Here is a 5,373-nt window from a genome sequence, read left to right as displayed (position 1 = left end):
GGGACGAGGAAGAGGTCGTGGAGCGGGCGAACAACACGCCCTATGGCCTCGCCTCCTATGTCCAGTCGGGCTCCATCGAGAAGGCCCGCAAGGTCGCGGCGCGGATGCGCTCCGGCAATGTCTACATCAACTATCCCGCCTGGGACGCCGGTGCGCCCTTCGGGGGCTACAAGCAGTCCGGCAACGGGCGCGAATATGCCGATTTCGGCCTCGAGGAGTTCCTCGAGATCAAGGGCACGGTCGGCTACGGCGCGGCCTGACGATGACTGGGGCGGCCCGCGCGGCCGCCCCGCTTCAATAGAGGTTGGTGGTGTAGGCGGCCTCGAGCCGCTTGTCGGTCGCGCCCGCATCCACCCCGGCGATCTGGTCGGCGAGCACCACGCCGAGCGTCGGGAAGGCGTCGCGACCCACCTTCTTCCCGGGATTCCAGAGGTCGGCGCGCAGGATCGACCGGCCGCAGTGGAAATAGACCTGGTCGACAGCGATCTCCATGGCGGAGCTCGGCACGATGGTTCCCTTGATGGCCATGGACTGGAGCACCGCGGGATCGGTGACGATCCGCGCCCGGCCGTTGACGCGCAGCGTCTCGTTCAGCCCCGGCACGAAGAAGAGAAGGCCGACCTCCGGCCGCGCCAGCACGTTCTGCAACGTGTCGAGGATGTTGTTGCCGCGCCGGTCGGGCAGCATCAGCGTCTTGTCGTCGACGACATGGACGAAGCCCGGCGCATCGCCGCGCGGCGAGCAGTCCGTGCCGGTCTCGCTGGTGCTGGCGATGGTCAGGAAGGGCGAGAGCGCGATGAAGCGGCGGCAATGGGCATCCAGCCTGTCCTGGATCTTGCGCGCCGCGGTCTCGCCGGGCTCGCCATAGAGGTCGCGCAGGCTGCCGGTGTCGGCGATGACGGGGGAAGGCTCGCTCATGGCTGTCTCCTCGGGTTGCGCCTCGCGGCGCCGCAGAGTGCAGGCAGACAATAGCCAATCACCGCAAAGCGCCAGTGGGGGTTGCGCAGGGTGGCCCTTCGCGTCGCGGCAGGATCGCGAGAGCGTCCTGCGGGAACCCGTCATCGGTTCGGAGTCCGCAAGGCTTGCCGGCTCACGGTTTCGCGACCAATGATCACGGATGTGCGATTGTGCACGGATGCAATATTAAGAGGGCATTCATCATTGCAATTTCTCAAGTTCGTGATTGGCAAGTGATCGGCCGGAGGTCCATCTGTCTCCTTGTCGACGGCGGACACCTCCCGCCGACACCAACCTTCACCGGGCGACGCGTGTCCCGATATGCCGCCCGCGCGTTCGAACAGGAGATCATCATGAACTTCCGCACCCTGGCTCTCGCCACCCTCGCCATCGCTCCCCTCGCCACCGGCGCCATCGCCCAGGAGGCCGGCGGCTCGTCCTTCCTCGGCACCCCGGAGCGCGACATCGTCAACACCGTCTCCCCCCGCGAGTTCAGCGCACCGCGCGTCAGCTATCGCTCGGCCATGCGCGTCCAGGCCGACGCCACCGGCGCTCAGGACCATGCCAACGTTCCGGAGGCCTTCTCCTCCGCCGGCCAGTAATCACGGGCTCAACGCCTGACATGGAAAAGCCGGGGCTCGCGCCCCGGCTTTTTCGTGCGCCAAGCAGCACCCGCGACGGCCGCCGAAGACGATCGGCGCCGGGACAGTCAGGCGAAGGGGTGACGGGGAAGAATGGTACAGCCGCCCCGGCTCGAACGGGGGACCTCCAGAGCCACAATCTGTCGATAGTGATTTCGGCTGACTACGACAAACTGCGCTAACACCCTGCAAAGTCGAGCATAACGGGCTTTAGCGTCTAGCGCTGGTTACGCACGTTTGCGGTGCATTTCGCGCCCGTTTGCTTACATAGTGCTGACACAGCGTCGGCGCGGGCCTAGGCTGCAAGCTCGCTTTTTCGGCTCGCATCCGGTGGGTTCATGCCCAAATTGACCAAGAGAACGATTGACGCGTTCAGTGCAGAGGGGCCGCGAAGCATCCTGTGGGACACAGAGCTGCGGGGTTTTGGGGTGCTGGCGCTGTCCAGCGGCATCAAAAGCTTCATCGTCCAGTATCGCAATGCCGCAGGCCGCTCTCGCCGACTGACGCTCGGCCGCTATGGAGCGCTTACAGCGGACCAGGGGCGGCATCTCGCCCGGCAGACGCTGGCGCAGGTGGCACAGGGTGAAGATCCGCTGGCGGATCGCCAAGAGAAGCGCGCCGCCGAGACGATGGCGGACCTGTTCGATCGCTATCTCGAGGATCACGTCCGGCAGCACAATGCCGAATCCACCTATCGCGATGTCGCGCGACTTGTTGAAAAGCATCTGAAGCCGCGCCTCGGCGCATTGAAGGTCAAGGCGCTCACGAGTGCGGACGTTGCTCGCCTTCACTCAGCGATGCGCGCCACGCCTCGCCGCGCCAACCACGCGGTGGCCATCCTCTCAAAGGCCCTGTCGCTTGCCGAAGTCTGGAAGCTCCGCCCGGAGAATTCGAACCCGTGCGGGACCATCGCTCGATTCAGCGAGAACAAGCGGAAGCGCTTTCTGACGATGGAAGAAGTGACGCGTCTCGGCGCGGCATTGAAAGAGGCCGAGACCATCGGCTTGCCATGGCGCCAAGCTACGGACCTTCCACCGGAGAAAGCCAAACATCGGGCACATCCTGAGAACCAGCGCACCCCCTTGGCATGGCAGGTGGTGGCAACCGTCCGCATTCTCCTGCTCACAGGCGCCCGGCTTTCAGAGGTCCTCGGCCTCCGGCGAGCCGATGTGGACTTCGCGGCCGGAACGCTCGCCCTACCATCTCGTAAAGGCGGACCACGCGAGCCTCACCCGGTAAGCGCCGCATGCCTGGACATCATTCGCTCGCTGCCGATGGTCAAGGGCAGCCCCTGGCTTCTGCCGCGGCCTGCCAATCGAGAGCGTCACATCACTAAAGAGGTGATGGAGGCGGGATGGCAGCGCCTACGTGATCGAGCCGGCATCCCAGACGTTCGGCTGCACGACTTGAGGCACACGGTTGGCACCTATGCCGGTCAGTCGGGCGTCAGCGCCTTCATCGTCAGGGACCTCCTCCGGCATTCAAACATCAGCATGTCGCAGCGCTATGTGAGCTTCGACGCCAATCCTGTCCGCGGGGTCGCAGAGATCGTTGGTGCGCGGATCTTGGAGGGGCTCGACCCCCAGCCCGCGGATGATCCCGACAATGCCGATGATAGGAAGTGATCGCGGGGCCGGCCGCGCCGGTCGGCGGGGAGGGCAAGGGATTTTTCGGCTGCCCATGATCCCCCGATCGTGCGGCGCTACCGGTTACAGTAACCGGTGGCGACACCCAAACCGGTTACAGCAAAAGGTAGATATTACAACGGCTTACGTGGGGTGTAACCGGTGTAACCGGTGTAACCGGTGTTTTTGAAGAGGTTAGGGAAACGCGGGCGGATGCCGGCTGCATCTCGCGCTCGCGCCGAGCAATCCGCGTAACCGTATGTATTTGAATTTCATATCTTTTTCTGAAAAATATATATTTATATATAGGGCCACCTGTTGGGCTTGCGCCCTCCCCCCATGTGTCAATCTCCTACCCTTCCCCAAAATGCCGGTTACACCGGTTACACCGGTTACAGCACCTTCAAGTTATTGATCTATATAGGGTTCTGTGTAACCGGTTCAGGTGTCACCACCGGTTACTGTAACCGGTGACGCGGCGCTGGCCGGTGTGCCAAGAGGTGGTCGGGCAGGCTCGCAGCTGGCTGGAGGGGCCGTGGTGCTGCCGCAGTGGCTTCTCGCCTGCGGCCTCTCCTCCTCGATTTCGCCTGATCAGCCGTCGCAGCGATGGTGGTGCGCAGGTCTGGGAGGGGTCGGGCGCACCCACATTCACCACCGCGCGCCCACCAGGCGCCGCCTGAGCACCCCTACCCCCCCCCGTGCCTGGGTCCTTCCCACACCCCACCCCCTACGCGGCCACTAAGGGGCCGATTTTTTGTCAGAAAGCCAATTCAAAAGTCTGGGTTCACAGAGTTCACAGAGTAGTTCATAGGTTCACAGGAAGAGGCAAAAGAGTACACAGAACAGATGTCTAGGTTCATAGGGGCGTCATGCGGGTACACAGCTGTAGTGTATTCCACAAAATCACCAGGGTAGTGGCGGAGATACATACTCAGTAAACGCCGCCGAGTTCAGTGCATTTGTGATAGCTGGCCGAGACGGCGAGTAAGCCTGGGCCATGCTTTGGGTGCCCTACAGGGCGAGCAAGTCGCTCCGCGGTGGGCCGTAATGGGCGACTAGGCGGAAGCGGGAGCCCTGAGGAAACCGGGAATTGTGGGGCTTGCACCTGATTGCAGGCGCCCGCCGAGCCGCCCCGCCTTTGAGGCTTGCGCCGATGCAGAGCGCGATGGCCCAAACCTGGGGCAAAAAAATCGGAAAAAGTCTCTGTTCTCCCGCTGCTGCGCAGCTTGCCGCGCCCGATTTCGTCACCACCCCAACCATCGGATTGTGCGGAACTTTCTGTCTGGCAACGCCACTCTTGTCACCGCGCCCATGCTGGCGCCACCTCCTACCAATGCTCTGCCTAACTCCCGTGGCCCTGCCTCCCGCTCGCGGTGCTTCCTACAAAGCAAAACGCCCCCAGCATGGCCGGGGGCGCGTGTCCGCTTATCCTTCGTTGGTTTCGCCGCCGGGCTAGAGCCGCGACCTTTTCTCAATCGCTACGGAGGCCCGCTGGCAGGCCTCTGCCGCCTTGAGCAGCGCGCCCGTCAGCAAATCGAGCGCACCGGTGAGGGCAAGCCAAACCATCGCGCGGTGCCCTCTCATAGCTCAGCGCCGATGGTTTGTGCGTCACCTTGGCGGCGCAGCATCGCGTCCCGATCCGCCGGGCCGCTGGCATCCGCCCAGCTGCTCCCCAGGCGATCACTAAGACCCCCGGCATTCTCGTCCTCCTCGGCCGCTCCTGGCGGGTTCGCGATGAACATGAGAAGGGCCTTCTCCCGAATGGCCGCGTCCGCCTCGTTGGTGGCGTGCGCCCGGCGGAGCCGGCCCGCAATCTCTTCCTCGAGCTTGGCGGCATGGCCGTACAGGGGGGTTGGCTCGTCGCTCAAGGCATTGGCCGCACGGCGCACCGCGTCGAGTGCTGCAGCAAGGTCCGCTATCTGCGATACACCATCGTCTATAGCGGCTCGAGCCTCGACCATCGACCGCTGCGCCTCTTTCACCAGGCGCTGGGTATCGATGACGGCGATGGTGAGTGCCCGCATGATCGGTAGGCTCCGCTGCAGGCCCTCTAGGTGTGGGTTCTGATCAGGTTGTTCCGGCGAGTACCTGAGCCGGCGATCGTCGTGCGAGGCTAACATGGGGCCGGTGGTGGTTGTACCAGGCCAGCC

The 5,373-nt window shown here is 63.8% G+C and carries 5 protein-coding genes; 3 read left to right on the top strand and 2 right to left on the bottom strand.

What is annotated here, in order from left to right; translation table 11 throughout:
* On the top strand, positions 1–260 hold a 260-nt coding region (locus C8P69_RS23115; protein ID WP_146167450.1), incomplete at its 5' end, for an aldehyde dehydrogenase family protein.
* Positions 261–294: 34 nt separating this feature from the next.
* On the opposite strand, the gene C8P69_RS23110 is transcribed toward C8P69_RS23115, so the two are convergent.
* On the bottom strand, positions 295–918 hold the full coding sequence (locus C8P69_RS23110) for a pyridoxamine 5'-phosphate oxidase family protein (RefSeq protein ID WP_108179783.1): 624 nt from the start codon (positions 916–918) through the stop codon (positions 295–297).
* A 392-nt stretch (positions 919–1,310) separates the two neighbouring features.
* Between C8P69_RS23110 and C8P69_RS23105 the strand changes: the two genes are divergently transcribed.
* Together C8P69_RS23105 and C8P69_RS23100 are read left to right on the top strand one after the other, a co-directional pair.
* A complete protein-coding gene (locus C8P69_RS23105) occupies positions 1,311–1,559 on the top strand; it encodes a hypothetical protein (protein WP_146167449.1) in 249 nt (82 codons plus the stop codon).
* A gap of 377 nt (positions 1,560–1,936) precedes the next feature.
* A complete protein-coding gene (locus C8P69_RS23100) occupies positions 1,937–3,223 on the top strand; it encodes a tyrosine-type recombinase/integrase (RefSeq protein ID WP_108179781.1) in 1,287 nt (428 codons plus the stop codon).
* 1,580 nt (positions 3,224–4,803) lie between these two features.
* Here C8P69_RS23100 and C8P69_RS23095 read toward each other — a convergent pair.
* On the bottom strand, positions 4,804–5,247 hold the full coding sequence (locus C8P69_RS23095; RefSeq protein ID WP_146167448.1) for a hypothetical protein: 444 nt from the start codon (positions 5,245–5,247) through the stop codon (positions 4,804–4,806).
* Positions 5,248–5,373: the final 126 nt, after the last annotated feature.

Origin of the sequence: Phreatobacter oligotrophus (genome assembly GCF_003046185.1) — a bacterium.
In the GTDB taxonomy this organism is placed as follows: Bacteria; Pseudomonadota; Alphaproteobacteria; order Rhizobiales; family Phreatobacteraceae; genus Phreatobacter; species Phreatobacter oligotrophus.
Note: the sequence above shows the minus strand (reverse complement) of the source record. Positions and strands in the feature narration are given on the sequence as shown.